This window comes from Jilunia laotingensis (assembly GCF_014385165.1).
Lineage (GTDB): Bacteria > Bacteroidota > Bacteroidia > Bacteroidales > Bacteroidaceae > Bacteroides > Bacteroides laotingensis.
This window is the reverse complement of record NZ_JACRTF010000001.1, coordinates 549,300-572,283: the sequence shown is the minus strand read 5'-3', so window position 1 is coordinate 572,283 and position 22,984 is coordinate 549,300. Positions and strand designations below refer to the sequence as shown.

Genomic DNA, 22,984 nt, shown 5'->3' with positions numbered 1-22,984 from the left:
ATTAAAATTTAATAAAAACGCTCGAATTATTCTGTATTACTACTATTATAGTCTATATTAGCTTTTAGATAATGAGCGGGATTACCAACATAAATGGAGTTTGCATTTAAATTCTTAAGGGCAACACTTCCCATTCCTAATACGACATTATCACCTATGGTTATACGGTTACGTATGGTTGCATTTATACCGATAAAACAACATTCCCCTATTTCCACTAATCCCGCTATTGCCACTCTTGCTGCGATAAAAGAATGCTTGCCTATTTTAGAATCGTGACTAACTAAAACTCCAGGTTTTATTGTTACATTATTTTCTATACTTGCACCTTTACAAATAGTCGCGTTTTCACAAACTATGACACCTGCACCAATATTTGATTTTGGACTAACGTAAGCAGTGGGATGAATAATCGTTGCAAATGGAATTTTGTTACTATATAACTCAAATAGTTTTTTCTTTTGTGCAAACTGAGTATATGCCAAACAAATAATGACACAGTCAAATAAACCTTCTCCATACATAATAAATGCATCATTATCATTACCCAAAATTTTATAGCCATTAATTATATCACCTACTGAAGCGTATCCATCAAAATAACCGATAATTTCAAACTTATTTGTTGATTCAATGATATCAACAACTCTTGATGCAAACGCCCCTGAACCAATTAGTGCAATTTTCTTTTTCATTTTATTCCCAAATGACTTCCTTTACAACCCCATCATTCTTAGATTGTATATTAAGTATTTGCTTAATATACACTATTCTATTATTTAATTGTTCGTAACTTTTGGCAGATACAACCATAAAATAACGTGATGTCTTATCTGTGTTTGCCTTAACTTTTAATCCGACATATAGAGTATCAAGATTATTACTATGTATAAAAGGTAATGACAAAATCTCATCAATACCATCACATCTCACACATTCACCAATTGGTAAGAAAAAGGCTACATAGCATGCTATTGTTTTCATATCTTGAACAAATGGTAATGATCTCGCTTGCCCTGTAACAATGTCTATCAAGAATTTCTGAGTATCTATACCTGTCGTAAGAGGAACAAGATCGGAAGAAATATATACACCACCTCCTCTTGCGGCTACTTCAATCAAAAAAACTTTTCCATCACATATAATATATTCACTGTGAGTAAGCCCCTGCTTTAATCTAAATCCTTCAATGATTTTTTTATTTATATCTAAAACTTTTCTTACAATTTTTGGGTTATGTTGAGAAGGAAATATTCTTTTGCACGCAGCAAATACATTATTTGTACTTTTAAAGTAAAATGTATCTCCTATAACAGTATTGATAAAGTTATAATTGAAAGCACAGCCTTCAACAACTAGTTCATCACCATATACAAATTGCTCGATAAGAATTGGTTTATTATTCGCATAGGTGTTTACATAGGGATAATAATGTAAAATATCTTGTTCTGATGCTGCTTTATATATTCCTTTGCTTCCCTGATTACCGATTGGCTTCAGGATGACTTCTTTGAACTGGGAATGCTTAAAGAAATCAATAGCATCCTGAACAGAATAACAGAGTTTGTATGCGAGTGTTTCTATACCCAGCTCTTTACACCTTTCACGCATCAAAAATTTATCTGTAAATATACAAGCCGTTTCATAAGAATTGCCTGGTAATCCAAGTTTTTCTGAAACATAGGCCATAGTACGCACTGGAATATCTGTCTGATCTGTTAGCACTCCAATAACCTTGTATTGTTTGGCAACTTCAAGCATTCTACTCTCATTACAGAAATCATCTTTGACAATTTCATCAGCAAATTTGCAAGCAGGTTCATTAGGATCAAGAGTCACTACTATAGTGTAATAACCCTCTTCGTGAGCCTTCTTAATGATAGGAATCTGTAATCTTCCAGCTCCAAAGATTAGAATAGATTGTTTATCCATTGATAGCTCTATTTAAAGTCTCACAGATGAAGTCAATTTGTTCCATAGTTAGAGACGCATACATAGGCAATGTAATCTCACAATCTGTTACATATTCTGTTTCAGGAAGAACAGTTCCTTCTTCTATATAGATTGTAAATTTGTGGATAGCAGGATAATGAACACTCGTTTGTATGCCTGCTGCATGAATTTTCTCACGAATTACATCACGAGTACCTTTGTTGCTGTTAATGAGAACTACAGGCATAATGTAATTACTTGTAAATTCAGTACAGTCAGCGAAAGGAACTACAACTCCTTTTACATTTGTGAGTTTTTCTACGTAACGTTTGCGTACTTGAATTCGTTTCTCTAAGTCAGCGGGTAATTTCTTTAGCTGTTCTATAGCAATGGCAGCACGAATGTCATCCATGCGAAAGTTATAGCCCAGCTCTACTATGTCGTAAGCTGTAGCGTGTCCTGAGGCTCTTTGATATGACATGGTAGTCATGCCATGTGAACGAAGTAAACGAACTCGATCCGCCATTTCCTTATTGTTGGAGATAAACATACCACCTTCGCCTGTACTAATATTTTTGTTTGAGAAGAAGCTGAATGCGGCACAATCGCCAATGGTGCCCAGTTTTTTACCCTTGTATTCAGAAAGTGGACCATGACAAGCATCTTCTATTACTTTTAGGTTATACTCTTTAGCAATAGTCATTATTTCATCCATCTTAGCAGGGAATCCAGCCATGTGAACAACAACAATAGCCTTTGTTTTTGGTGTAATTTTACGTTTGATATCTTCAGGATCTATATTAATGTGATTAGGCCCAACAATGTCACAGAACACAGGCGTTGCACCTACATATCGAATACAGTTTGCACTTGCTGCAAAAGTGAGGGAAGGGCAAAGAACTTCATCTCCAGGGCCAACGCCACATACTAAACAGCACAGGTGAAGAGCGTCAGTACAATTTGACACGCTGACTGCATAATTCACCTGGAACATATTTACGAACATCTGTTCGAGTTCTGCACATTTCGGACCGGTAGAAATCCATCCTGATTTGATAGTGTCAGCCGCTGCGATAGCCTCTCTTTCATCGAAATTAAGGTTAAATAATGGTATTTGATAACCCATAATTACATCATATCTTTTAATAATATTACATTTTCTGGTCTAAACTCTTTCCCTTCTCTTCGTGTTCAAAATTGGGAATGAAGTGTTTGATGGCTTGCACCACTTCGTCCTTGGTGAAGGCAGGCTCGGCAAAGATGGCCTCCATCTCTGTAAAGAACCGGTCGATTTCCTCCATCGGGCGTTTCTTTACTTCCTCGATAACACCGAGGCTTTGGAAACGGTCCATATTCAGTTTCTCACCGGGCACATAGAATTCTTCGTAGGCCTTCTCACCGGTGGTGTCGCTGCCAAAATACACCACGGGATATTCTTGGTTGTCGAAAGGCATTTCAGCGGCAAACTGCTTTGCCTCTTCGTCCGTCGAAAACTGGCGCTTGGCACGGCCAATGCTCTTTATATACTCATCGCAAATGGCAGAAAAGGTAAGCATTTGCTTCTCGCCCAATTTTGGAAAGAAGATTTCACCGTTTTTACCTAAAATACAAGCTAACATACAAATCTGGCCACTTTCTTCAGGCGACACGAAATAACGTTTCACATCGTTGGGTGCGGCAAGGGGCTGCTTACGCATGACACGATGAATCCAACCATCGGGCAACGAGCCGTTGGAGAAAGCCACATTGGCGAATCGGGCGGTGGTGACCTTAAACCGGGTCGTATATGCCATAATCATATCTTCCATGATGCGCTTGCTAGCCCCCATTATATTTACGGGATTGGCAGCCTTGTCGGTGGACACACAAAAGAAATGGCGGGGTGGAAACTCACAGAGGAGGTCGAGTAAACGCTTGGCCTTGATGTCGTTATTCTCGATAAGTGCCTGAACCGAATACTTGTCCTTTTCGCTACGGACGTGCTTGTGCGCAGAGAAGTTGGCGAAAATGTCGAAACCGTGTTCCTCACGGAAGATACGTTCGAAGATGGGGTCGGCAAAGTTAAGCGTGTAAGTGCGGTAATCCTCGGGCACATACATGCCGTAGGTGGAGCGAAGGTCGCGTGTCAGTTCGGCCAACCCGTTCTCGTTTAGGTCTATTACAACCAAGGTTTTGGGCTTAAAAGTGAGTACGGCACGGATGAAGGAAGATCCAATAGAGCCGGCACCACCTACCACGCATATTTTCTTACCTTCAATTTCACGGTGCAGAGCCTCGCTGTTTGCCTCAATATCTGCAGCGAACATGCTATGAGGGCGGTTTATCACACAGTCAGAGATAAACTTCTGTAAGTTAAACATGTATATATGATTTGATTATTGGAATTAGAGCTTAATATTTCGTGGCAGAGATAGTAGTTAGAAAATTAAGCCTTTTTTAAATGCTTACACAGTAACGATAAGCCCTTTCTGAAAACATGCGTTATGCAGAAAGCTCATTATTTATTCTTCCACTTCCACCCAGGGATATGGATTCTCCTCGATCCCCCTCAACAGTTCAATCATTTCCCTCTCCTCGGGGGCCAATGAGTCCTTGCGCCATCCATCCATGATCGCATGCGCCTCCTCCGCCAAGCTGTCGTCATATACCTCCGCGTAGCAGTAAGTGAGCAGGCGGACTTTCAGTAACGAGGACGGGAGCCGTTCCAAAACGTGCCAGCAGCGGTCCAATACCTCCTGGATGCGCGCCTGCTTGTCACCGTCATCATAGATGGTGGCGTTATAGCCCATCAGGAGGGAGAGGCAAACATCCGCTTCCTCCTCGGGGATAATAGAACCGGCAGCGCGCCAAAGGGAATACAATTCATTGCTCAGCGAAAGGACGGCACCGTTCTGCCGGGTAAAAACGTCCGAATACATGGGGGCATCGTCCTCGAGGAAGAGGAGGCGGTGCGCCTGGCGCTGGAGTTCCAGCGATTTTGCTACAATTGATTCCATCAGAGTGATGTGTTATTTAGATTGTTTAACCGATAATTTTCAAGTAACTCCTGGGGAGCTTGACGCTGGCGGTCAAGACACCGCGAATGCGGATGACCACGTAGGTCCTGTTGGAAACGGTGCCGACCTCTCCTTCGACGCCCGATAGTTCGCCCTTGACGACCTTCACCCTGCTGCCCATCGTGAGGGACGCGTCGTCGAAGCTGACCCCGTCGGGGGAAAGGTCCATCATGAAGCGGAAATCGTCCATCTGCTTGTCGGGAACGACCAACATGCCATGGGTGGAAAGATCCTTCATGTAAAAAAGGGCGACCCCCTCCTTGTTGGGGAGATCCACAGCGACCTGCCGGGTGGCCCTGACGAATATCAGGTTCCTGATGACGGGGACCTCCACCCGTTTCCTCCGGTATTTCAACTGCCGGAAGACCGTCCTTGTGGGAAGGTAATATTCCAGGTCGACACCATGTTCCACCCGCAGCCTTTGCAGCCTTTCGCGGATGGCGAACTCCTGCTTGTCACGGGTGCGGGCGGCAAACCACTGCTTCTGTATATCAACCATTTGGGATGTCTGTTTGAGAGTCCGAACCTTCCCTTCCGGGCGCGCTTCGCGGTTTGAACGGGACATCTCCCCCGCTCAAACCATGACTGTTCTGATGATATTTCCAACGTTAAACGAAGCGGTAAAAACAGATGAAAGTGTTTCAATAGACGTTCGTTTAATGGAACACTTTTTTTACAATAATTTTTCGATACAATATTCATAAAAGCAGACGGATAAATCCTCAATTTTATTTTTCATGCAGATAACTGGAAAATAGATATTTAACCACGTATAAATGGACGTTGAAATATTTTTTTTATTAAACATTTTGCTATTATGAAAATACCCCATATCTTTGCGTTCCATTAAACGAACGTCTATTGAAACACTTTTCTCCAATCGCATCATCATGCAGTGTGTCAATTAATTATTATCTAAAACATCCATATTTACAGATATAATTTTACCATTCTCTTTCCGATACTGAAATAAATTCGGCACCTTTGTCTTTTTCGTACAATTTAACATTGAGTTTATCAACCGCTATTTCATAGCATAAAAAAGAATACAAATGACGACAAGGGATATATCAAAAAAAAGAGAAGCGAAAAAGTTTTGACTGCTAAGAAACAGCCTGTTAACGGGAACAAGTCCCCCAGCTGGAAAGATGGTATCCAAGGAATTCTTTTTAACCATGAGGATGTGATACGGTATTTCATTTCAATCTATCAGAAGGGGTACATGGGAGAAAAATGAAGACATACAAGTCCCACCTGGCCCGTTTCCTGGATGAAAAAGGATTACTTGTCTACATTGAGAACGGGGAATGCAAATTATTAAGCGAAAGGTCGATAGCAATCTACATCTCCACCGTCTTCAGGGAGGAGTGGAAGCATTGTTTGACCACATGCTATGCGGGCATGCACTGATCGCCTATCGCAAGCAAAATGGGGAGTTCAGGCTCGTAAAAGCGACGCTGGTTCATTACCAGGGGGACTTCCACAAGGAATTCGATCCCGGTAAAATTGATGGTGCTGTTGTCCACTGGGATGTTGAGCAACAGGGCTGGATAACTTTCCAGGTGGAGAATTTCCTTGAATGGAGACTTGTAATCTGATAAAAAAGAAGATTGACAATGGTTGGCGACTGGCAAGCCGCGACAACACGAGACACACCGGTCGCTAATCATTAAACTCTAATCACCAATTTAACGTTTGGATGGAAGCTACGAGCCGTAGAAAAAGGGATTTAAGTAAATTGCCCCACCTGTTAATAGAAATCACCAACGAGAAAAACAAAAGTAGGAAACCTGAAAATGTAAACATCCTGCCGACAAAAATGGAAGTAAACCCTGAAATTTCGGACATTTCCGGATAAATCACAGTAAAGCAGAGTAGAGCAGAGAAAAGTCAAAGATGAGGACCATCCGACTTCCCTGCCCGAACCACCGGCCTATGCACTCAATACGAAAATGCACAACTATCACGGACTATTGGAAAGCCTGAGGTTACACAAAATAACCGAAATGAATGAAATCAAGGCAGGTAAGTCACAAAACAGTTAACATGAATCAGGCTATGACAAGTACGTACTTTTGTGGTAGTAAAGTACGTACTATTGGGTGAGTTAAATGCGTATTTAATGATCTGTTAAATACGTGCTGTTTATTACTTGGATAATGCAAGATACGGATAATACTTTTCGGCATATGTTTTTGCAATTTCCTTGTCTATTAACTGAATAGCTGCACCTTTTTTTGTAGATAACCAGTTGGGGAGTGAAAGTGTACTCTTGCTTTTATTATTTCAAAGAGCTTCTTTTGGGGGAACAACTGTTTACGAAATAGGCGATTGCATGCTTATTCCGCATATACGGTTTAATTTGGGCGATACCCCCCCGATTATACTTATCGCGACATGCCCGAAAAGAATAAGGATACTTATCAGTTAGGTATGGTGATGGAAACTGATACCCGTGTATATTTCAGTTACAATGTCGATCAAGAAACTTTTGGGGATATTACAGTAAGAGTGATGGCAAAACTTATGTTATTATACTACCCACTGAAGACCAAATTACGGACAAAGGCGAAAACTGTAATTTCTTTCCTGCATGGGACTTTGGCTCCGAAACAGTCCCGCCATACAACCAAGAGATCAAGAGCCGGTTATTGTAGTGGGAGTGTTGAAATAATTTGCCTGATTGATATGGTGAATGTGTAACCAAGAATTACTCCTTATATTTCTTCTAACGCAAAATACTGATAATCTCTCAGTAACGTTTGCAGGAACTTTTCATCGTTCCCTTCTGTTTGCTTGATATTCAGAAGCGTACGAACTTTTTCAGCCAGAAGTTTTACACGTCGTGCGCGGTCTTTCTGTCCGGATGTAAGTGTTTTATTAATTACATTCACCTGTTCCAGTGATAGGTCTGTGGCAGAGGGATAAACGGGATGATACCCTTTTGTCAGATAGTCGTATTCGTCTAGACTGACCTGAATCTTGCGGTAATTCTTTTCCTTTATTACCATTGTCCCACCTGCAAGATCGCCCAAACGCTGATGATTTTTAGTCAGTAGGACGAATAGTATTCCCAATCCTCCAGTGATAGGCAGGTCGATAGGAAAAAGCAACCAACGCAATAAGTAAGAACTGAGGCTAGGTGTGGAACCGTCTGCTTTGACTACCCGGATGTTCATTAAACGCTTTCCTAAACTTTGACCGTAGTTGAAAACTTCGCAAAGCAACGAGTAACAGACTATCGGAAGGTAAATAATAACAAAAAGGAAAAAGAATGAGAAACTGGAAAAAGCATGTATATGTAGTTTTGACAAGATGATGCTGATCCCTACCGTATATATGAACAGGAAAAAATAATCGATGATGAGAGCCAATGCACGTTCGCCAATACTGGCCGGTGTTTGGCTGATACGCACGAATTGTCCTGTGATTATGGTAGATTCTGACATTTCTCTTTAAACATTTTTGTGATTCCGTTGCAAATATATCATATTTCTCTTACTTTTGCTTCCGATTCGGACAAAACTTCTGCCCGTATCTCCGAAATATGAAAGAAGTTACGTTTATTCGCCGAAATATTGAAAAATGGAAAGAGATGGAGAAAGTCGTGGAGAATGCTGCCCGGCTTAATCCGGATCGTCTTGCCGACGTATATACTGAACTGACCGCTGACTTGGCTTTTGCACAAACACATTATCCCACTTCGCGGATTACGATTTATCTCAATAATTTGGCTTCGGCATTGCACAATGTCATTTATCGTAATAAACGGGAGAAATGGTCGCGCATCGTAACCTTTTGGACTCGCGAAGTTCCCCAGACGATGCACGATGCCCGGAAAGAGTTATTGGTTTCTTTTATCATTTTTGCTTTTAGTGCATTGATCGGTATCATTTCGGCTTGGAATGATCCCACTTTCGTACGTTTGATTTTAGGTGACGGATATGTGGACATGACATTAGAGAACATTGCTAATGGCGAACCAATGGCTGTCTATAATGGCTCGGAGGAAGTTCCTATGTTTCTTGGCATCACTTTCAATAATATCATGGTATCCTTTAATTGCTTTGCCATGGGACTGTTGACGAGCTTTGGTACGGGATACATGCTCTTTTCAAATGGTGTGATGGTTGGTGCTTTCCAGACTTTTTTCTATGATTACGGATTGTTGAGAGAATCGATGCTTGCCATCTGGCTACATGGGACGTTGGAAATTTGGGCAATCATTGTGGCAGGAGCTGCCGGATTGGCTTTGGGCAATGGCTGGCTGTTTCCGGGTACTTATTCTCGTTTGGAATCTTTCCGTCGGGGAGCAAAGCGGGGACTGAAAATTATTATCGGTACCGTTCCGGTTTTTATTATGGCTGGATTCATCGAAGGTTTCCTTACTCGGCATACCGAACTGCCCGATATACTCAGGCTAAGCATTATTTTGCTTTCACTTGCTTTTATTATCTTCTACTATATTTATTTACCAAACAGAAAACAACATGGAATTAGAGAAACCTAAAATTGCAATGTATGCAAAACGTTCGTTCGGGGAGAAACTGAACGCTACCTTTGATTTTATAAAGGAGAATTGGAAGCCTTTATTCAAATACATCACTTACCTGATATTGCCTTTGTGCCTGATTCAAGCATTAAGTTTGAACGGTCTGATGAGCGGATCTTTGAGTATGTCGATGAATGCACAAGCTGGCGCATTGAGTCCCTTAGCTGGGGCAGGGTTGATGTTTTGGATGAATTATGGGTTGATGATTTTATGTTCACTACTCGGCAGTATGATTTTGGTTGCTCTGCTTTATAGTCTGATGGCGACTTATAACAATAGGGATGGACGCCTTGAAGGTATAACGTTCACGGATATTCGTCCGTTATTGTTTAAGAATATGGGTAAGTTATTGTTGGTTGGCGTATTCTGTGTTGTCGTTATTTTTATCATATGCTTTATTATTGGATCACTTATGTTTCTCACTCCGTTTACGTTAATCCTTACTGTGCCTTTGGCATTGGCTGGTTCTGTACCTTTGGCTTTGTTTGCTCCCATTTATCTGTTTGAGAATATAGGTGTAATGGCTGCTTTTAAAAAGACTTTCCGGTTAGGATTTGCTACATGGGGCGGCATATTCCTCCTTACCATTATTATGAATCTCATAGCCGGTATTCTTCAATCTATTACTATGTTGCCATGGTATATTGCTACTATTGTCAAATATTTCTTTGCAGTGAGCGATGGGGGGACTGCGGCAACTGTATCACCGCTTTATAGTTTCTTTTTGTATCTGTTAGGAATTCTACAAGGCTTTGGCGCCTATCTTTCCATGGCTTTTGTTTACATTTCCTTGGCCTATCAATATGGTCATGCTTCCGAAGTAGTGGACAGTGTTTCCGTAGAAGATGACATTGATAACTTCGATAAACTTTAATTTTGAGGTAACTTTGAATGATAGTCCCTACTGATACATTGGTTTCCGATACTCTGGTCTACGACACAGCGACAGTTGCCACTTGGCAGCGGATGCCCGAATATGACTATAACCGTGAATTGATTACTCCCGAATTCAATATTCTCGAGTGGCTTAATTTATGGTTGGGCAAACTGTTACAGAAAATATTCGGTAGTAAGTTTGCAGAGCAATATACGGAAATAGTTTTGGTAGTGTTGTTTATTCTATTACTTTTACTTATTATCTGGTTCCTGTATAAGAAACGTCCTGAACTGTTCATGAGGTTAAAGAAAAGCCAGATGGTGTACGACATAGAAGAAGATACTATTTACGGTGTCGATTTCCAAAAGGAAATTGACAGGGCATTGCTGCATAAAGATTACCGGGAAGCGGTACGTTTGCTCTATTTACAGACATTGAAGCATTTAAGTGATACAGAACGGATAGAGTGGCAACCTTATAAAACACCGACGGAATATATATACGAGTTGAAAACGGATATATTGCGGATACCTTTCCGTGGGTTGACTGATCGTTTCTTACGAGTGCGTTATGGCAATTTTGAAGCAGACGAGTCGCTCTTTCGTGAGATGCAGGCACTACAGGAAAAAATCAGGAAAGGAGGAACCGAATGAAATCAAGCCATTGGTTTATATTGATAATGGTGTTGTTTCTCGGAGTGATGTTCCTCATAGAATATCAACTCCCGAAGAAATTTGTGTGGAATCCTACCTTTAGCCAATACGATTATCAGCCTTTTGGTTGTGCCATTTTTGATGATGTTGTAGGAGAATCTTGGGAGAATGATTATTACTTGAATGATTGGACTTTCTATAATTTTGCTAATGACACTACGAATGAACCATTGGCCGTTTTGGCAATAGCCGACCGTATACAACTTACGGATACTGACCGGAAAGGGCTTTTTGAGTTGGCGGAACGTGGTAATAAGATTGTTTTGGTAGCAAATGCCTTTTCGTTGTCCGATACCTTGAAATACGATATGTCGAGTAGTTGGTTCAATGCGGGTACCTTGAAGAAATATGCCTCAAATGGTTTGAACCGTAAAGACACTCTCTATTGGCTTGCCGGTTTGGAAGATTCTTTATCTTATCCAGCGAAGATATTTGAATTTTATCCACAGATGTGTGGTGTTCATTTTACTAAATTTGATTCATTGTTTACTCCCTTGGTTCAAAGAGATTGTGATACTCTCTATCAAAAAGGATGTTTCAAACCACTGCCGCATAATAATATGCTGGAAAATGTTTCCGATTCCGTCTGTGTTTACATCGATTCTATCGGCAGTAATGCTTTATTATCGTGTTCTCCCGTAGCCTTGAGTCGTTCGATAGGGAAAGGTGAAATAATCCTGATCACTACGCCTTTGCTTTTCACCAATTATGGTGTGCTGGACGGTGATAATGCGACCTATATATTCCGTCTACTTTCCGAGGTGAGGGGGTTGCCTCTCTATCGCACGGAAGCTTATAATAAATCTGCTTATGAACGGCAGTCGCCTTTCCGTTATTTCCTTTCTCAGCCTGCATTACGGTGGGGATTGTATTTGACAATGATAACAATACTGCTTTTCATGATCTTTACTGCACGAAGGAGGCAGCGACCGATTCCCGTTGTTAAGGAACCGGACAACAAGACATTAGAGTTTACCGAGTTGATCGGTACTCTTTATTTCCAAAAGAAAAATCACTCTGATCTGGTATGTAAGAAGTTTACATATTTTGCCGAAACTATCCGCCGGCAAATGCAAATGGACATTGAAGACGGTGGCAGCGATACGACCATCAGTCGTAAAATTGCAAACCGGACAGGATTGGAAGAACAAGAAATTGTAAGGTTATTTGCCCGCCTGCGTCCTATAATCCGTGGTGACAGAAAAGTAACCGAACAAGAGATGAAAGAGTGTATTGATGAAATGAATAAGATATTAACCATGCTATAATAAGATCCGATTATGGAAGAGCAACCAAAAGAACAACAGGAACTGCAACAACCGCAGGATATACAACAGCCGGAGCAACAAGGATTGCAATCACAGGAAATGCAACAGGTACAAGAACAGCAACATCAGGGGCAGTCACGTGCTGATTTGACTCTTTTTGCCCAGAAGATGGAGGCGTTGAAGTCCCAGATTGCAACGGTGATCGTTGGACAGGAACGCACAGTCGATTTGATGCTGACAGCTATTCTTGCCAATGGGCATGTATTGGTAGAAGGTGTGCCGGGAGTGGCGAAAACACTGCTTGCCCGTCTGACAGCCCGTTTGATCGATGCCCGTTTCAGTCGTATACAGTTTACACCGGATTTGATGCCGAGTGATGTACTTGGTACTACAGTCTTTAATATGAAGACAAATGAGTTCGACTTCCATCCGGGACCTGTTTTTGCCGATATCGTTTTGGTAGATGAGATTAACCGTGCCCCGGCCAAGACGCAATCCGCTTTGTTTGAAGTGATGGAAGAGAGACAGGTCAGCATTGATGGTGTCACACATGGCATGGGCGATCTTTATACCATACTTGCTACCCAGAATCCGGTGGAACAGGAAGGAACTTACAAATTGCCTGAAGCTCAGTTAGACCGTTTCTTGATGAAAATCACAATGGATTATCCCTCTTTGGAAGAGGAGGTAAATATATTGGAACGCCATCACAACAATGCTACGTTGGTTAAGTTGGATGCTGTTCGTCCTGTAATCACCCGTGAAGAACTTTTGGAACTCCGTAGGCTGATGGATCAGGTGTTTGTGGATCGCACATTGCTCCAATATATAGCTCTTATTGTGCAGCAGACACGTATCAGCAAAGCTGTGTATTTGGGTGCGTCACCCCGTGCTTCGGTAGCTATCCTGCAATCTTCCAAAGCTTATGCATTGTTACAGGGACGTGACTTTGTAACTCCCGAAGATATCAAATTCGTAGCTCCTTACGTTCTCCAACATCGTCTGATACTAACTGCTGAAGCTGAGATGGAAGGATATTCTCCCGTGAAAGTAACTCAGCGTTTGATCGATAAAGTGGAAGTTCCGAAATAGTGACGGGAAGTATTTGCCGATGACGAGTGAGTATAGCCGAATGGATGAGGTGATTTTATTTATGAATAACGAATGACGGGATTATGTATCTGACCAGACGTTTTTATTTTTCCATGCTTTTCATAATCTTGCTGCTAAGCAGCGGATACATGTTCCATACCCTGTTTCTGATGGGGCAATTGTTGTTGGGCTTGTATCTGCTCGCCATAGCTTTGGATGTATTTCTGTTGTACCGTGTCCGGGGAATTACTGCTTCCCGTCAGTGTCCGGCTCGTTTATCCAATGGTGACGATAATCAGATACGTTTGCGAGTGGAAAGTAGTTACTCTTTCCCAATCACTCTTTCCGTTATAGATGAAATCCCGGTTGTTTTCCAATTGCGGGATGTATGTTTTCATTTGAAGCTCTCTCCTGGTGAGGGTAAGACTATAAAATACACTCTTCGGCCTACTCGCAGAGGGACATATGCTTTTGGTCATATCCGTGTTTTTGTATCCGATCGCATTGGTTTGGTGCAACGACGATTTACCTGTGCGGAACAGGAGAAAGTAAAAGTATATCCTTCGTTCTTAATGCTTCATCGCTACGAATTGCTTGCTATGAGTGACAATCTGACGGAGATCGGTATTAAGAAAATTCGCAGGGTTGGTCATCAAACCGAATTTGAGCAGATCAAGGAATATGTAAAAGGAGATGATTACCGAACCATTAATTGGAAGGCAAGTGCGCGGAGGCATCAACTGATGGTGAATGTTTATCAGGACGAACGTTCTCAGCAGATATATAATGTGATAGATAAAGGTCGCGTGATGCAACAGGCTTTTCGTGGGATGACCTTGTTGGACTATGCAATTAATGCTTCATTGGTACTCTCATATGTAGCTATGCGCCGTGACGATAAAGCCGGATTGGTGACATTCAACGAGCATTTTGATACCTTTGTTCCCGCATCTCGTCAAAGTGGGCAGATGCAGACTTTACTTGAGAAACTTTATGCGCAGGAAACCACTTATGGAGAAACTGACTTTTCCGCTTTGTGTGTGCATTTATCAAAGCATGTAAGTAAGCGGAGCCTGCTCGTCCTTTATACGAATTTCAGCAATTTAAATAGTATGAACCGGCAGTTGCCCTATTTACAACAACTCTCTCGGCAACACCGTCTGTTGGTCGTCTTTTTCGAAGATTCCGAATTGAAGGAATACATTAACAGAAATCCTGTCAATACAGAAGAGTACTACCGTCATGTCATTGCTGAAAAGTTTACTTATGAAAAACGCCTTATCGTGACAACCTTGAAACAAAATGGCATCTATTCTGTACTAACTACACCCGAGAATCTTTCGATCGATGTTATCAATAAGTATCTGGAGATGAAGTCGCGTCAATTGATTTAAGCTCTTATTTGGTTTGTCCGTAGAACCAAGCCGCCATGACGATAAGCAGGATACCCAGCATTCCGTACAAGATACGTGCCCGTTTTCGTCCTGCCCATCTTACTATACTTTGGGAGTTACGGGCAGTGAAGAACCAATCCCAATCGAAGATCGCTGCCGCTAGGGAGATGATCCCTGCGACAACGAAAATTCCTTGTACAAAGTGATGTCCTGTCATTGATGTCCTGTCATTGGAGTGTGATACAGCGGCTGCCGTCTTCCAGTTCTTCTATGTTTACTTTTACGGCATCACCCGGCAAGAGGTCTTCTACCAATTCCGGCCATTCGATGAAACAGAGGGCACCGCTATAGAAATAATCTTCATATCCCATGTCATATACTTCACTCAATTTCTTGATACGGTAGAAATCGAAGTGGTATATAAGTTCTCCACCTTCATCCGAACGATACTCGTTGACAATGGCAAAAGTCGGAGAGGTGATAACGTCGCTTACGCCAAGTTCTTCGCATAATGCTTTTACAAAAGTTGTTTTGCCTGCTCCCATCTTACCGTAAAGGGCAAAGACTGTGTTATCGCCCATAGCAGCGATAAATTCGCGGGCGGCTTCATGGATATGGTCTAATGATTGAATCTTGATTTCCATACGGGTATATTTATTTATGATTGTTTACTTTGTTATCTGTCTTTTGCACTCGTTCATCTCGTTTATCCACGTGGGGTACGGCTTTTCAGAGTAATCAACGGAATCATCATCTCCTCCATCGAGATACCGCCGTGCTGGAAGGTATCGGTATAGTACTGTACGTAATAGTTGAAATTGTTAGGATATGCCAAAAAGTCCCGTCCACTGGCAAAGATATATTTGGTGCTGACATTGGGTGATGGCAACAAAGCATCTGCCGGCCGGGAGATTTCAAATACTTGTTTGGGGTTGTATGACATGTTGCGTGATAACTTATAACGCAAGTTCGTATTGATCTCCCCATTATTGGCCTGTACCCTGATGGGATTATCCACGCGGATACTGCCATGGTCGGTTGTGATGACTACTCTTACCCCTCGTTCGGACAACTCTTTCAACAGATCGCGTAATGCCGAGTGGCGAAACCAGGAGAGGGTAAGGCTACGGTAAGCAGCTTCCGTTGAAGCCAACTCGCGTATCATTTTACTTTCCGTGCGCGAATGGCTGAGCATATCGATGAAATTGAACACTACCACGTTCAAGTCATTCTGCATCAACTTGGGGAGTTGCGCCAACAGGCGTTCACCTCCTGCGACATCATTAATCTTGTGATAAGAAAATGTATTGCTGCGGCGGAAGCGATCCAGACATGTTTGTATGAGAGGTGCTTCATTGAGGTTCTTGCTCTCTTCTTCATCTTCGTCTACCCATAAGTCGGGGAACATGCGAGCTATCTGGTCGGGCATCAACCCTGAGAAGATGGCATTCCGTGCATATTGTGTGGCAGTAGGAAGGATGCTGAAATAAAGTTGCTCTTCAAAGGTGAAAAGCTCCGCCACTTCCTCGGCTACCACCCGCCATTGGTCGTAACGGAAGTTATCGAGAACCAAGAAAAACACCTTTTCTCCTTGATCGAGCAGAGGGAACAGCGTACGTTTCATAAGATCGGGACTCATCATCGGACGGTCTGCTTTCGGAGCTTTGGGGTTCATTCCCGCTATCCAGTCGAAATAGTTGCGTTTGATAAACTTCGCAAACGCATTATTGGCTTCCGTTTTCTGCATGGACAACATCTCGCTCATGGGGCTGTCACTGGCTTCCAGTTCCAGTTCCCAGTACACAAGACGGCGGTAGAGTTCTATCCAGTCGTCCGATGTAAGCGAATCATTGATTTGCATTCCTATTTTACCGAAGTTCTGCTGATAGCCGGTTTGAGCTACTTCCGACACTATGTCGCGGCGGTGCAGGTTCTTCTTCAAAGTCAGAAGTATCTGGTTCGGATTGACCGGTTTGATCAGATAATCCGCTATCTTGCTTCCGATGGCCATGTCCATGATGTTTTCTTCCTCACTTTTCGTGATCATGACCACAGGAACTGTAGGAGATATGTCCTTGATTTGTGCCAATGTTTCCAGTCCGCTGATGCCGGGCATGTTCTCGTCCAAAAAGATGAGATCGTAGTCCGTGGTCTTACAACGGTCGAGAGCGTCCTGTCCGTTGCTGACTGTATCTACTTCATAGCCTTTCGCTTGGAGGAAGAGAATGTGGGGACGGAGCAAATCTATCTCATCGTCTACCCAAAGTAATCGGTCATTCTTCATGTGCTGATTTACATTTTACAGGTTGCTATATAGAGCCTTTTGCAGGCTTTTCTTTTTAATAAACATAGTACGAACCACCATCTTCTTCTACTTCTTCACCGTCATCCTCCTCTTCCGGTTGGGTTTCATCCACCGGAGGAAGGTTTTGCAACGGTTCGTCCAACGTACTTCCATCGGTCGGTACTTCATCTTCGGGGAGCGTACTTTCGTCTGGAAGCGGATGCTCTATAGGGACAAGTTCCTGATAGAAGGCATCGTAATCATCAAAACTATAATACTGGTTCAAAAGTTCATAGTTTGACTCTGATATCAGTATGGCTCTCATTCCGCTAAGGCGTTCGTTCATGTGCGGGTCGGCATAGAGGCGCTGTTGGTAATACTTCGCTTCTTCATAGTTTGCGAAAGAACGGATGATCAATCTTCCGATGCCCCGGTCGTGCGCAAAGTCAAGGTCGAAGTTTTTCACCATGAATGAAGAGAAGTTGTAGCGGGCTACCTCATAAAGCAATTGATTCTCGTTCACTTTTCCCTCTTCGTAGGCCAAAATAAACAAGTAAGGGGTATTGCGCTCCGTACTGAAGGTAGGGATGCTATCCATACGCAGGCTGTCATTCTCGCCAAAACCTTCTGCTGCCGAACGGCGACCCCAGATGCTACCGAACGAAATGCTTCCTTTCTCTAAAAGACGGCCCTCCTGGACTCCTTTCAGAATGTGTGCCGCCAAATCGGTTATTTCATTTTCCGGATATTGCTGTACCAACTCTTTCAATTCGGTGAGAAACTGTTTCTGATCACCCTCTAACAGGGCTGCGACTGCATGGAGGAACATGAATTTAGGCCGATGGTGCCCCATAGGATACTTACGGGCTGATATCTCGGCATTGGCTGCTACCTGCTTGATGTTACCTTCCTGATATTTCTTGTAAGTATCGGCGTAGAGCGAGTCTTCCAGATGCTTTCCGTAGACTGCGTTATAAGCAAAGTCCGGATCGGAGAGTATGAGTGCATATTTACTTTCCGGGAACGCTGTAATCAGAGCTGTCTTACAACTGTCGGCATCGGTCGTGCGTTCCTGCTGACCCAACATGAGATAAAGATTATAATACGCCTCGTCCAGTTGGTTAAACTCCGGGAAATGATAGATCAACCGCTTGAAGGAGTGTTCCGCACGGGGATAGTCTTCTAATTTGTCTTTGAAGATCATTCCCATATGGAAAAGCCCGTCGGATAATATTTCGTTGGAGGCAGCCATCTTTTCTTCAGTCAGCGGTATTTGTTCCAGATAGAACTGCGGGTTTTTGGCATCTATGGCGGCAGTATCCGCTTCAGCGGTGGCTATGCTGTCGTTGGCCGCACCTCCTTCACCGATGTTTTTCGCTTTACCGTCGCCCGTTGTGTCTCCTTCTCCGGAAGCGGTGTCTCCTTCTGAATCGGGTTCATCGTAGTTGGTTGGTTCGAAGTCATCGAGAGCGACCACGGTTTTGTTACGTCTGCGCCAGTTATCTTCCAGTTTGCGCTTTCCCCATTTGCGTTGGAAATCCGCTTTTCCTTGCGATACGATCTGGGGATTATAAAAATACCAGGAGTTGTCTCCGGTAGGTATAGTCGGTTGCGGTGTGCTTGGCTTCTGCGGATTTTGAGCTGCATTTTCCGCTTCTATCTCTTCGCGCATTTGCTGTCTTTCCGCTTCGCGGGCGGCTTTCTTCTCCGCCTCTTCCTTTTGGATGACACGGGCTATGAGCGTATCGATCACGATCATCCGCGCTGCACTGTCCAGCGATGCCAGGTGTTGCAAGCTATCCTGTAACTCCACAGCCGTGGTGAAGGGCACTAGTTCATCCAGTACTTCCGAACGCCGGGTGACTTCGGCATATTGGGGATGAGTCTTTTCCAACAAACCGATGGCATCCGCATAAGCCGTTTGTGCCTCGGCAAAGCGTCCCATTTTCCAACACAGATCGCCTAACGTCAATTGTAGGATACCCTTTTCTACTCCTCCACGGGTGCTTTTCTCTACTCCCGTTTTGTATTCTTTAATAGCCTGTAACGTGTCTCCGCCTGCCAGATAGATGTTTCCGATGCCATAATAAATCTGATCCAGATAATCTTTATTCTTGTCACTACGGCTCATTTTTCGCAATTTATCTACTGCTTTCTTATCTACCATCTTGACTGCACCTGCCAATGGGATGCGACAAGCGGTCTGGCGGATACGTGCGTTCAGTTCCAATTCATAGGGTGGGCTGAGTTTGATGACTTTACCGTAGGCGTCATAAGCCTGGTTTCCTTCACCTATTAATTGGTAAACTTGGCCGAGCAAATAATATTCACGTGCTTTTTGCTTTTTATTCTTTTCATGCTTGATGGTAGTGAGCAGGTGCGGAATGGCATCTTTGTAGCGTTTACTCCCCAAGAGGTAATGACCGTAAGCTGTGGAATAAGCCGGGGCGAGTGTATAAGGAAGACTGTCGTTGTTCACCTTTTGCAAAGCATCTTCCGCATCATAGAACCAACCTAGTTGTGTGTAACAGCGCGCCAGCCAGATACGGGCATCGGCCGTGATCTTCGGTTGTCCGGCATATATACGGATGATGTATGAAAAGGTGGCGGCAGCTTCCGGGAAGTCACCTTTCTGGAATTGCGCTTTGCCCATCAACATCCACGCCCGATGTAGAAAAGGATTGAATTCGCGCCGGGCAAGCCATTTCTTGTATTCGTCCGTATAGCGCCGTCCCGGTTTCCGTTGGGGTTTCCGCTTGATGGAATGTACGGCAATGGCTTTCTGTGATTTCTCTATGGCCCGTTCAAAGTCACCTCCACCGGTTCCGACCGTCGATTTATTGCCGATGGGATACAGTGGGAGCATCTCCATATAGTTGTCTTTGTTGCCCTGTTCGATGGCTTTGCATCCTGCCTTATAAGCTTCGTTACCGTTGAAGTAAACGTTATAGCGCGTAGTCATGGCATGATAAAAACGTGTACCCGCTGTGTTCTTCTTGGTTGAACAACCGGCTACACCCATCAACAGTAGGAGGGCTATTGCGATTATGACCGGCTTTTTATCACTTTGCATACGGCATAGATAAGGATTGATACGAATATGATGGCAGCCCCGGAAGGAACTTTCCAGTGATAAGAGACGAAAAGGCCGCCTAAACACCCCAGAAAACCGATACCGATGGAGTACCAGATGATCCGTTTGAAATTGTATGTAAAGAGGTTCGCTGTCATCTGCGGAATGGTGAGGAGCGAAATGGCAAGTACGATGCCCACCATGCGCAGGCATGAAACGATGGTCAGAGCGATGAACATCATCATCAGGTACTCAAAAAGAGCCACGGGCAAACCTTGTGAACGTGCGAATTCACGGTCGAAAGCGATATAAATGATCGGATGTATAAAGAGGCAGAAGAAAACGACCATCACCAATGCCAATATGCCGAGCATCAATAGGTCGCCCTGCGTGATGGTAAGTATGTTGCCGAAAAGGTAGGCCGAAAGGTCGGGGGCAAAACCGGGGGAAAGAAAGCTGAACATAATACCCAACGCCATACCTAAAGTCCAGAATACGGCAATGGCGGAATCCTCGCGCATGTCTTTCCGTTTACTCAGCCATTCCACTCCGAAAGCGGAAAGAACGGAGAACACGGCTGCTGATAGGATGGGGGATATTCCGGCAAAAAGCCCCAATCCGATACCACCGAAAGAAGCATGGGTGATACCACCGCTGATGAACACCAAGCGGCGTGTCACGATATAAGTGCCGATGATGCCACAGGCAATGCTTGCCAGAAGGCTACCAAGTAGGGCGTGTTGGAAAAAGGTATATTGTAACAGATCCATGCTGATGCGATAACTTCAAATTTCGAATTACTAATTACAGATGTCCGTTTATGCCAGGCAACTGCCGGTTTAATAATAACGGACAGCGGAGGTACTTATTATTAACGGAATGTATTCTCGTCCATTATAGTAGGATGTATGTCATTTAATGAGCCAGAATCCGTCCTTTAATCTGCTTTACGGATGTATTCTCCGTTCGCCTATGATAAGGAAAACTTCGTCTTTCACATCGTCCGGCAAATCGATACCCCGCAATTGAAGGCTGCGAACCCATCCGGCAACATCGATGTCCTGCATAGTCAAGAGAATGTCACGAAACTGTTCGGACTCTTCAGCGGTATAACTGTCAGATGATCTGCCGATGAATTTATCCAATTCTTCGTCATCGTAATACTCTATTTTTTTGCTCACGGCAGCAAGCAAACTGTCCCGTTCGCATACTTCATGCTGGCCGCAACATTCTACATCTACTTCCTTTACCTCCGGAAAACTCTCCAACTCTCCGCGATCTATTTTCTTTTGCAACCGTACGTTGCGGATATACCCGGCAATCAGAGCTACAATGGCCAGAAGTAAAAGGCTTATGATCAATATCCACATAATTCTATTCCTCCGATTTCGTGCAAAGATACTAATTAGAAAGGAGAGATGTCACCAGCGACAACGTTTTTTATCATATATCCTCTCTGATGCTAAAACCAGCCTGCGACAGATGCTGCCAATAAGCGGGATAGGATTTTGTGACAACTTGCGGTTCGTCTATCTGTAAGTTCGGAAATCGAAGGGCAGCCGGAGCGAATGCCATCGCCATACGATGGTCTTCATAGGTCTTTATCACCGGTACGGCTTCAGGTTGGCAGCACTCACCGTCCCAGTAGAGAATGCTGTCTTCTTCATCTCTCAGTATGTACCCTAATTTCCGAAGCTCTACTTTAAGGGCGGAAATCCGGTCGGTCTCCTTAATGCGTAAAGTTTGCAGACCAGTGAACTTGAATTGCACTCCGAGCAGGCAACAAGTGACAGCGAACGTCTGTGCCAGGTCGGGGATGCCGGCCAAATCTTCTTCCAAACGATTTGCCCGGCTGTCCGTTTTCCGGAGACGAACCCCATTGGGGGTGTACACCGTTTCAATGCCGAGTTTTGTAAAGAGGTCAGCCCCGCGGCTGTCTCCCTGGTAGCTGTGTTTGAAAAGTCCGGTCAATTCGAGTTCGGCATTTGGTGCAAGGGCAGCCATTTGATACCAGTAAGAAGCAGCGCTCCAATCACTTTCGATAAAATAGGGAACGGGCTTGTAAGGCTGAGGCATGATTTGTATCGCTTGTGTGGATATCCAATCAGCGTTTGCACCGAAATCCTTCATTAGCTGTAAAGTCAAGTTGATATAAGGGCGTGAAATGACGGTGCCGGTCAGGTTAAGCCTTAGTCCTTCGGGAAGGAGAGGCGCGATCATTAACAAAGCCGAAATATATTGTGAACTCACATTCCCGGGCAGAGAAAGGGTATTTCCAGTCAGTTTGGTGCCCTGAATTCGTAAAGGTGGGTAACCTTCTTGTCCGGCATATTCTATGTTTGCCCCCAGTTCGCGGAGTGCATTGACAAGAATTTGTATCGGACGTTGTTGCATACGCTGTGTTCCGGTGATGAGATGCGTACCGGATGAGATGCTAAGATAAGCCGTCAAAAAGCGCATTGCCGTTCCCGCAGCCATTATGTCTATTGTTTCTGGCATCTGTGTCAGGGCGCGGATCATGACGAAAGTATCATCGCAATCCGATAAATTGTCCGGAGGCGTGTTGCCCGATGCGAGTGCGTTAAGAATAAGTGCCCGGTTACTGATACTCTTGGAAGCAGGAAGTTGTATCAGAGCCTTTACTGTGGAGGGAGCGGAGATTTGATAGCGCATGGCAATATATGAAGATTGATTATTAACTGCGGCAAAAGTAATCATTTAATTTTGTTTTTCCTATAAAGGG

At 43.6% G+C, this 22,984-nt stretch carries 22 protein-coding genes; 8 read left to right on the top strand and 14 right to left on the bottom strand.

What is annotated here, in order from left to right; genetic code table 11:
• Positions 1-26: 26 nt before the first annotated feature.
• The 6 genes from H8744_RS02330 to H8744_RS02305 form a co-directional block, all read right to left on the bottom strand.
• Positions 27-695 carry an acetyltransferase gene (locus H8744_RS02330; protein ID WP_262433309.1) on the bottom strand — a complete coding sequence of 223 codons (669 nt, stop codon included), beginning with the start codon at positions 693-695 and terminating at the stop codon, positions 27-29.
• Position 696: 1 nt separating this feature from the next.
• Positions 697-1,932 (bottom strand): ATP-grasp domain-containing protein, encoded by a 1,236-nt coding sequence (locus tag H8744_RS02325; protein ID WP_262433308.1) that lies wholly within the window; start codon positions 1,930-1,932, stop codon positions 697-699.
• Positions 1,925-3,058 (bottom strand): DegT/DnrJ/EryC1/StrS family aminotransferase, encoded by a 1,134-nt coding sequence (locus tag H8744_RS02320; RefSeq protein ID WP_262433307.1) that lies wholly within the window; start codon positions 3,056-3,058, stop codon positions 1,925-1,927. Before H8744_RS02320 ends, H8744_RS02325 begins: the two co-directional genes overlap by 8 nt.
• A gap of 25 nt (positions 3,059-3,083) precedes the next feature.
• Positions 3,084-4,292: a polysaccharide biosynthesis protein gene (locus H8744_RS02315; protein WP_262433306.1), complete on the bottom strand. Its 1,209-nt coding sequence runs from the start codon at positions 4,290-4,292 to the stop codon at positions 3,084-3,086.
• Positions 4,293-4,433: 141 nt separating this feature from the next.
• The gene (locus H8744_RS02310) at positions 4,434-4,928 is read right to left on the bottom strand and encodes a UpxZ family transcription anti-terminator antagonist (RefSeq protein WP_262433305.1); all 495 of its coding nucleotides are present in this window, start codon (positions 4,926-4,928) and stop codon (positions 4,434-4,436) included.
• A gap of 25 nt (positions 4,929-4,953) precedes the next feature.
• Positions 4,954-5,487: a UpxY family transcription antiterminator gene (locus tag H8744_RS02305; RefSeq protein ID WP_262433304.1), complete on the bottom strand. Its 534-nt coding sequence runs from the start codon at positions 5,485-5,487 to the stop codon at positions 4,954-4,956.
• Positions 5,488-6,301: 814 nt separating this feature from the next.
• On the opposite strand from H8744_RS02305, the gene H8744_RS02300 reads away from it, so the two are divergent.
• Positions 6,302-6,586 (top strand): SH3 beta-barrel fold-containing protein, encoded by a 285-nt coding sequence (locus H8744_RS02300; RefSeq protein ID WP_439649365.1) that lies wholly within the window; start codon positions 6,302-6,304, stop codon positions 6,584-6,586.
• 799 nt (positions 6,587-7,385) lie between these two features.
• Positions 7,386-7,691, top strand: a complete 306-nt coding sequence (locus H8744_RS02295; protein ID WP_262433302.1) for a hypothetical protein — start codon at positions 7,386-7,388, stop codon at positions 7,689-7,691.
• Positions 7,692-7,705: 14 nt separating this feature from the next.
• Here H8744_RS02295 and H8744_RS02290 read toward each other — a convergent pair whose 3' ends face one another.
• Positions 7,706-8,437, bottom strand: coding sequence for an RDD family protein (locus H8744_RS02290; RefSeq protein ID WP_262433301.1), 732 nt, complete (start codon positions 8,435-8,437; stop codon positions 7,706-7,708).
• Positions 8,438-8,535: 98 nt separating this feature from the next.
• Between H8744_RS02290 and H8744_RS02285 the strand changes: the two genes are divergently transcribed.
• The 6 genes from H8744_RS02285 to H8744_RS02260 all read left to right on the top strand — a co-directional run bounded on the left by H8744_RS02285 (position 8,536) and on the right by H8744_RS02260 (position 14,884).
• Positions 8,536-9,498 (top strand): stage II sporulation protein M, encoded by a 963-nt coding sequence (locus tag H8744_RS02285; RefSeq protein ID WP_262433300.1) that lies wholly within the window; start codon positions 8,536-8,538, stop codon positions 9,496-9,498.
• Positions 9,479-10,414 (top strand): hypothetical protein, encoded by a 936-nt coding sequence (locus H8744_RS02280; protein WP_262433299.1) that lies wholly within the window; start codon positions 9,479-9,481, stop codon positions 10,412-10,414. The genes H8744_RS02285 and H8744_RS02280 overlap by 20 nt, the downstream gene beginning before the upstream one ends.
• Positions 10,415-10,431: 17 nt before the next feature.
• Positions 10,432-11,070, top strand: a complete 639-nt coding sequence (locus H8744_RS02275) for a DUF4129 domain-containing protein (RefSeq protein ID WP_262433298.1) — start codon at positions 10,432-10,434, stop codon at positions 11,068-11,070.
• Positions 11,067-12,398 (top strand): DUF4350 domain-containing protein, encoded by a 1,332-nt coding sequence (locus H8744_RS02270; protein ID WP_262433297.1) that lies wholly within the window; start codon positions 11,067-11,069, stop codon positions 12,396-12,398. Before H8744_RS02275 ends, H8744_RS02270 begins: the two co-directional genes overlap by 4 nt.
• 99 nt (positions 12,399-12,497) lie before the next feature.
• Positions 12,498-13,490 (top strand): AAA family ATPase, encoded by a 993-nt coding sequence (locus H8744_RS02265; protein WP_305067421.1) that lies wholly within the window; start codon positions 12,498-12,500, stop codon positions 13,488-13,490.
• 83 nt (positions 13,491-13,573) lie between these two features.
• Entirely contained in the window at positions 13,574-14,884 is a 1,311-nt protein-coding gene (locus H8744_RS02260) for a DUF58 domain-containing protein (RefSeq protein ID WP_262433295.1), read from the top strand.
• 4 nt (positions 14,885-14,888) lie between these two features.
• On the opposite strand, the gene H8744_RS02255 is transcribed toward H8744_RS02260, so the two are convergent.
• The 7 genes from H8744_RS02255 to H8744_RS02225 all read right to left on the bottom strand — a co-directional run bounded on the left by H8744_RS02255 (position 14,889) and on the right by H8744_RS02225 (position 22,914).
• Positions 14,889-15,101, bottom strand: coding sequence for an immunity 17 family protein (locus H8744_RS02255; protein ID WP_262433294.1), 213 nt, complete (start codon positions 15,099-15,101; stop codon positions 14,889-14,891).
• A gap of 10 nt (positions 15,102-15,111) precedes the next feature.
• On the bottom strand, positions 15,112-15,528 hold the full coding sequence (tsaE, locus tag H8744_RS02250) for a tRNA (adenosine(37)-N6)-threonylcarbamoyltransferase complex ATPase subunit type 1 TsaE (protein ID WP_262433293.1): 417 nt from the start codon (positions 15,526-15,528) through the stop codon (positions 15,112-15,114).
• A 62-nt stretch (positions 15,529-15,590) separates the two neighbouring features.
• Positions 15,591-17,168, bottom strand: a complete 1,578-nt coding sequence (gene porX, locus H8744_RS02245) for a T9SS response regulator signal transducer PorX (RefSeq protein WP_262433292.1) — start codon at positions 17,166-17,168, stop codon at positions 15,591-15,593.
• A gap of 55 nt (positions 17,169-17,223) precedes the next feature.
• Positions 17,224-20,241 (bottom strand): type IX secretion system periplasmic lipoprotein PorW/SprE, encoded by a 3,018-nt coding sequence (porW, locus tag H8744_RS02240; RefSeq protein WP_262433291.1) that lies wholly within the window; start codon positions 20,239-20,241, stop codon positions 17,224-17,226.
• On the bottom strand, positions 20,214-21,011 hold the full coding sequence (locus H8744_RS02235) for a metal ABC transporter permease (RefSeq protein ID WP_262433290.1): 798 nt from the start codon (positions 21,009-21,011) through the stop codon (positions 20,214-20,216). The genes porW and H8744_RS02235 overlap by 28 nt, the downstream gene beginning before the upstream one ends.
• 177 nt (positions 21,012-21,188) lie before the next feature.
• Positions 21,189-21,611, bottom strand: coding sequence for a hypothetical protein (locus tag H8744_RS02230; protein ID WP_262433289.1), 423 nt, complete (start codon positions 21,609-21,611; stop codon positions 21,189-21,191).
• Positions 21,612-21,684: 73 nt separating this feature from the next.
• Positions 21,685-22,914, bottom strand: coding sequence for a 3-phosphoshikimate 1-carboxyvinyltransferase (locus H8744_RS02225; protein WP_305067420.1), 1,230 nt, complete (start codon positions 22,912-22,914; stop codon positions 21,685-21,687).
• Positions 22,915-22,984 lie beyond the last annotated feature (70 nt).

What these genes read in the sequence shown, in the direction of transcription:
- H8744_RS02270 (WP_262433297.1), top strand. Translation starts at nt 11,067, where the DNA reads ATGAAATCAAGCCATTGGTTTATATTGATAATGGTGTTGTTTCTCGGA.
- porW (WP_262433291.1), bottom strand. Translation starts at nt 20,241, where the DNA reads ATGCAAAGTGATAAAAAGCCGGTCATAATCGCAATAGCCCTCCTACTG.
- H8744_RS02260 (WP_262433295.1), top strand. Translation starts at nt 13,574, where the DNA reads ATGTATCTGACCAGACGTTTTTATTTTTCCATGCTTTTCATAATCTTG.
- H8744_RS02315 (WP_262433306.1), bottom strand. Translation starts at nt 4,292, where the DNA reads ATGTTTAACTTACAGAAGTTTATCTCTGACTGTGTGATAAACCGCCCT.
- H8744_RS02325 (WP_262433308.1), bottom strand. Translation starts at nt 1,932, where the DNA reads ATGGATAAACAATCTATTCTAATCTTTGGAGCTGGAAGATTACAGATT.
- H8744_RS02310 (WP_262433305.1), bottom strand. Translation starts at nt 4,928, where the DNA reads ATGGAATCAATTGTAGCAAAATCGCTGGAACTCCAGCGCCAGGCGCAC.
- H8744_RS02265 (WP_305067421.1), top strand. Translation starts at nt 12,498, where the DNA reads ATGCAACAGGTACAAGAACAGCAACATCAGGGGCAGTCACGTGCTGAT.
- tsaE (WP_262433293.1), bottom strand. Translation starts at nt 15,528, where the DNA reads ATGGAAATCAAGATTCAATCATTAGACCATATCCATGAAGCCGCCCGC.
- H8744_RS02235 (WP_262433290.1), bottom strand. Translation starts at nt 21,011, where the DNA reads ATGGATCTGTTACAATATACCTTTTTCCAACACGCCCTACTTGGTAGC.
- H8744_RS02225 (WP_305067420.1), bottom strand. Translation starts at nt 22,914, where the DNA reads ATGCGCTATCAAATCTCCGCTCCCTCCACAGTAAAGGCTCTGATACAA.
- H8744_RS02275 (WP_262433298.1), top strand. Translation starts at nt 10,432, where the DNA reads ATGATAGTCCCTACTGATACATTGGTTTCCGATACTCTGGTCTACGAC.
- H8744_RS02290 (WP_262433301.1), bottom strand. Translation starts at nt 8,437, where the DNA reads ATGTCAGAATCTACCATAATCACAGGACAATTCGTGCGTATCAGCCAA.
- H8744_RS02320 (WP_262433307.1), bottom strand. Translation starts at nt 3,058, where the DNA reads ATGGGTTATCAAATACCATTATTTAACCTTAATTTCGATGAAAGAGAG.
- H8744_RS02285 (WP_262433300.1), top strand. Translation starts at nt 8,536, where the DNA reads ATGAAAGAAGTTACGTTTATTCGCCGAAATATTGAAAAATGGAAAGAG.
- H8744_RS02280 (WP_262433299.1), top strand. Translation starts at nt 9,479, where the DNA reads ATGGAATTAGAGAAACCTAAAATTGCAATGTATGCAAAACGTTCGTTC.
- porX (WP_262433292.1), bottom strand. Translation starts at nt 17,168, where the DNA reads ATGAAGAATGACCGATTACTTTGGGTAGACGATGAGATAGATTTGCTC.
- H8744_RS02255 (WP_262433294.1), bottom strand. Translation starts at nt 15,101, where the DNA reads ATGACAGGACATCACTTTGTACAAGGAATTTTCGTTGTCGCAGGGATC.
- H8744_RS02230 (WP_262433289.1), bottom strand. Translation starts at nt 21,611, where the DNA reads ATGTGGATATTGATCATAAGCCTTTTACTTCTGGCCATTGTAGCTCTG.
- H8744_RS02305 (WP_262433304.1), bottom strand. Translation starts at nt 5,487, where the DNA reads ATGGTTGATATACAGAAGCAGTGGTTTGCCGCCCGCACCCGTGACAAG.
- H8744_RS02330 (WP_262433309.1), bottom strand. Translation starts at nt 695, where the DNA reads ATGAAAAAGAAAATTGCACTAATTGGTTCAGGGGCGTTTGCATCAAGA.
- H8744_RS02295 (WP_262433302.1), top strand. Translation starts at nt 7,386, where the DNA reads ATGCCCGAAAAGAATAAGGATACTTATCAGTTAGGTATGGTGATGGAA.